This is a genomic window from Bartonella sp. SD1336NMGDW (assembly GCF_042193565.1).
In the GTDB taxonomy this organism is placed as follows: Bacteria; Pseudomonadota; Alphaproteobacteria; order Rhizobiales; family Rhizobiaceae; genus Bartonella; species Bartonella grahamii.
Genome location: NZ_JBHILW010000036.1, coordinates 1 through 4,892, shown reverse-complemented (window position 1 = coordinate 4,892; position 4,892 = coordinate 1). Strand labels below are relative to the sequence as shown.

At 45.3% G+C, this 4,892-nt stretch carries 2 protein-coding genes; both read left to right on the top strand.

Translation table 11 applies throughout. The features are described from left to right. On the top strand, positions 1 to 4,485 hold a 4,485-nt coding region (locus ACFIKH_RS08590), incomplete at its 5' end, for a hemagglutinin repeat-containing protein (RefSeq protein WP_375671486.1). Next, positions 4,482 to 4,889, top strand: a complete 408-nt coding sequence (locus tag ACFIKH_RS08585; protein ID WP_375671485.1) for a hypothetical protein — start codon at positions 4,482 to 4,484, stop codon at positions 4,887 to 4,889. The genes ACFIKH_RS08590 and ACFIKH_RS08585, both read left to right, overlap by 4 nt. The last annotated feature ends 3 nt before the right edge of the window (positions 4,890 to 4,892 follow it).

Genomic DNA, 4,892 nt, shown 5'->3' with positions numbered 1-4,892 from the left:
GCTTCTCTAGAAGCCCCGATGGTGATTTATGTGCGCCAACAGGTCAAGGGCATGGATGTTTATGCACCGGTGCTTTATATCCCTGAAAAAGACAGAGCCTCCTTTGTTTCTTCTGGGGCTTTGATCATGGGCGATGATGTCAATATCACCAGCCAAAATACGAGCAATTCCACAATAACCAATTCAGGGCGGATTGCGGCAAACCACCAATTGCATGTGCATGGCGGGGATATCCTCAGTCAAGGGGGGCATTTTGCGGCGGGTGGGGATGCTGTTATCCTTGCGGAGAAGAATATTCGTTTAGATGCAGGGCGCACAACGGTTGACGGCGTGGAGACAGTATTAAACACCGAGGCGCTTTCTGTTGGTGGCAATGCGAGCGTGATTGCCAAACAAGATATTACCGCCTCAGGGGTGGGGATCACCACCGGAGGTGATCTTGCCATGGCTACAGAAGAAGGCAACTTGACGATCGGTTCAGCAGAAACCCATTACCATGATGAACAGGGTGATGCCACCATGCATCATAAATCAGAAGTCAACTCTGGTGGCTCAACGACACTTCTCTCTGGAAAAGATTTGAATATCTTAGGCTCTGATGTTCAAGCAACGGATAAACTTTCCTTACAGGCAAAAGAAAACGTTTCAATTGATGCCACACGCAACAGTATGGACAATCAGAATGGGAGTGAAACATCTCATGTTGCCTTGCACAATGGCTCTCATTTAAGTTCTGGAAAAGATACCACTGTTCTATCGGGTGGCGATATCCATATTGCTGCTTCCGATATAGATGCGAAGGGCAATGTTGGACTTGGCGCCCAAGGGGAGGTAACAATAGGGGTGAGAAACGATGAGATGGAGTATCATCTTCAGGGCAAAAACACGAAAGTGGACATGCAAGCTTCTCATGCCGTTGGCTCTTCGATAAAATCGGGAGGTGATACCACGATCATTGCAGGGCAGGATGGCAAACCGCATGATCTTAGCATCACAGGCAGTTCCATTGCGGCTGATGGCAAGGTAGGGCTGAAAGCCAGCAACGATGTCCTGATCACCAATGCAGAGGATAGCTTACACTATGAGATGTCGTACCATAAAGACGGTGGAGCATTTAGTAGCAGCAAATCCGTGCATAACAAGGTGGATGCTACCCAAGTTTCCGGTTCACTCATATCTGGGGGTGAAGGCATTGCCATTGACTCAGGAAACAACACGGAAGTTATAGCCTCGACGCTCATAGCCGGTAAGGCAGAGGAAACGTCAGGAGAGGAAGCACCAGGAGAACAGAAACAAGCGGATATTACCATTCACTCTGGGGGAAAGATTGTCATAAAAGGCGCCCAAGAACAGTTTGATCAGCAAGCACAATCGTCTTCAAGTGGCTTTTTGCATGAGGAATCGTCCGATACATCTCAATCGCATACCACAACGGTCTCCTCTATCCTTGGGGCGACGGGCAACATTATCACGCAATCAGACAAAGAGACCACAATCACTGCTTCTCATATGTTTGCAAATGAAGATATTCATGTGAGCGGAGAAAGTGTGACGATTGATGGCATGACAGATCATCATAAGAGCCATTCCGAGGAGCATGAAACAGGTTTTGGTGTGGGATCAGGCAAGGGTTTTGTGTCGATATACGGGAGTGAGGGAAAGACAGAAAATGAAGAGAGTTTTGAGCATCAAGGCTCTTCTCTCAATGGGAAAAATATCACCATCACCGCCACCAAAAAAGATGTGAACGTGGAGGGCTCTGATTTTACTGCGCAAGAAAATATTCATGTTTCGGCAGCCCATGATGTGAATGTTTCACCTGGTCACAATCGTCATAGGGCAAGCTCAAAGGAAGAACGCACAGGTTTTGGGTTTCAGTTTGAAAAGAACCCTAGCGGTGCTTCTGTAGGTGTTGGAATTGCGAGCGCTAAAGACACAGGGGACCAATGGGAAAATACCAATACGCCATCTCATTTCAAGGCGGGAAAAGATGTGCAGATCAATGGTGGCAATGATGTGAATTTACAAGCAACCATTGTTTCGGCGGATCGTGATGTCAACATTGATGCTGGCAATAATATCACCCTATCAGAAAGCTATGATACCTCTAACGCAAAAGAAAAGCATGAAAAGTCTTTTGCTGGTGTGACAGCCTCTGCTGATATCGGTGTCCTTGGCACGGTACAAGGCTTAAAAGATTCAGCGGACCGTATGAACAATAAGGATGGCAATAACACCGTTATTAATGGCATATTGACCGGCATGAAAATCAATCACCTCTTTAATAAAGGCAAGAATTTTGTTGATTGGCTGACTGGCAATACGGGGGAAAAGGGGAACATAACCAAAGGACTGAGTAATCCATTAGGAGGATTGGGGGGCTCCACCAAGGATGCTCTTGCCAATATGGCTGGCGCATCTGGCAGTGTAACCGTGGGCTTTAAAACTGAGAAAACAGAAGCCTCTGTTCAGACATCTACTGCGGTAACAAATAGTATAGAAGGCGGGCGTTCTATTAATATCCATGCCCACGAAGGCAGCATCCATAGTGTTGGCGCTGATATTATCGCTGGTACCAATCCAATCTATGTGCTGGAAAATGATGCACAGAGCGGAAATATCACCATGGAAGCAGGTGAAGATATCACCTTTGAAAGTGCGCAAAACACGCAAAGCACACAAAACAGCAGTGAAAGTGCTTCAATGAGTGTTGGCACCGGTTATGGCACGGGTGGCGCAGGGGCAACGGGCAGTGCTGCTTTTAGTCAAGGGGAAGGTTCCAGTGATGAAGTGCATCACAAAAACAGCCATATTATAGGCACTGGCACTCTTCATACCATAAGTCAGGGAAACACCACATTGGCAGGCGCCGTGGCTTCTGCAGATCATGTAGAAATGGAAGTAGGGGGTGATTTTGCCATTACCAGCCGCAGTGATACGGGACAAACTTCCAGCAAGCAAAACTCTGTTTCTGTTGGTTTTGGTGCTGGACAAACGGGAGGTGGGGGCTCCATGAGCGCCTCTTTCCAAAAGGATAAATCCTCTAGCGATTATCATAGTGTTGTGGAGCAATCAGGCATCAAAGCGGGTGATGGCGGCTTTAATATCATTGTTAAAGACAAAACGACCCTAACCGGAGGCATCATTGCCAGCACCGCGCCGGCGGACAAAAACAGCCTGACCACAGGAAGCATTAGCACCAGTGATATCAGCAACAGTGCCCATGCTAAAGCCAGCAGCCATGGGTTTAGCATTTCTGGGAATGACACGATAAAGAACATTGCCAAGAATGTTTTAAATCACGGCAAAGCCAAGGATGGAGCAGAAGGGGAAACCAAATCTGCTATCAGTGATGGGACTATCATCCTTACTGATACAACTGGACAGAGGGCGATGGGGCAAGATGCTGGACAAATCATTGGCTCTCTCAACCGCAACACCGCTACAGCCCACCAAGCCGTTGCACCGGTGGACGCCACATCGCTTGAGGGGATCGTTCATAATCGCGTAGATATGATCAATGATTTATCGGATGAAGGATTGGGATACCTTGATAAAATTTATAAAATCACAAATGTCAAAGAGCACCCAGTAGGTGAGGTTGCGCATGATGAAAATGGCAATGTCCTCTATTTAACCGATGAAAATGGAGAGTATATAAAAGGCAGTGATGGAAAATATATCACTCTGTATCACTTTTTAAAGCCAGAGGAAGAAAAGCATTTACAAAAAGGCCCTAATGGTGCTGTTTATATGTTCTACAATGGCATTTTTAATTCACCAGATGATGCTGCGGGTAATGCTGTCCAATTGGCTGTTAATAAAAATGGTCCCCTTTATTTTACATACTTTCCCCAAGCTGACGATGTGCTGGTAGAATTAGGGGTAGCATTTTATCAAAAGTTTTTTGAAGGGGGCTCTTGGGGGTTGACCAATTCAACCAAAAAGTTCCAAGATTTTATCTATCGTTATGGCAATGACAATGCTATTGTTAGTGCGCATAGCCGTGGTACCATAACAGTAAGCAATGGAGCAAATGACTTGCAAGAACATGGTATCCACGGTGTAGCCAAGAAAACAGACTTCTATCTTGTTGGAGCGGCTGCTCACATGCAATCGATGGCCAATACAGTAGATTATCTAAGCGATGGCGAAAAAAATTATATCTACACACAAGGTCATATGTTAGACCCCATTAGTACAGTGATTGGTTACAATTGGCCTACGGCTTATAAGGCACCTTTAAATCTAGATTTTTCACTTTTGGAGAAAGGTATAAAAAATCCTTTTTATATGACGATATTTGCAGCAAACAGTTTATTTACTATAGCAACTAATCCAATCAGAGAGATGGGGAGAGCGGTCTTGGGCCTTAATCCGAGCCCCCATAATTGTTATGCTGATGCAAGTCGTGAGTGTCAAATTAATTATGGTTCATTTAGTTTTAACAAACTTTATTCAACGAGAACAGGGAACAAAAAATGAAAATGTTGTTTAATTTATTAAGCCTGCTCATTCTGTTAACGGTTGCTGGATGTGACATTGAAAACATTGATAAACCTCCTCGAGGAGAGACGGCTGTGTGGGAGAAGCTAGGAGCAGATTCTACTGAGGTAGGAAAAGCATTGCTAGAATGTGGTTTGCCACACCTTAATTATCTTGAGGATGAAGTTCAAAAGTTAAGCAACAATGAGAATGCAACGATTGATGCTTGCATGATCCAAGCAGGATTCCATTATAAAGGGAGAGCTAGCTGGTGTTCTCCTTTTAACGGTAGAGACCTCCCTATTTGTCAGCCTGGTGCTGTCATCCCACAGAGAAGTGTCGAAAAGCGCTTAAACAGCCCGTTTTGTAAAAGAAGTCCAGTACAACCTGAATGCAAGCCTTAAGTG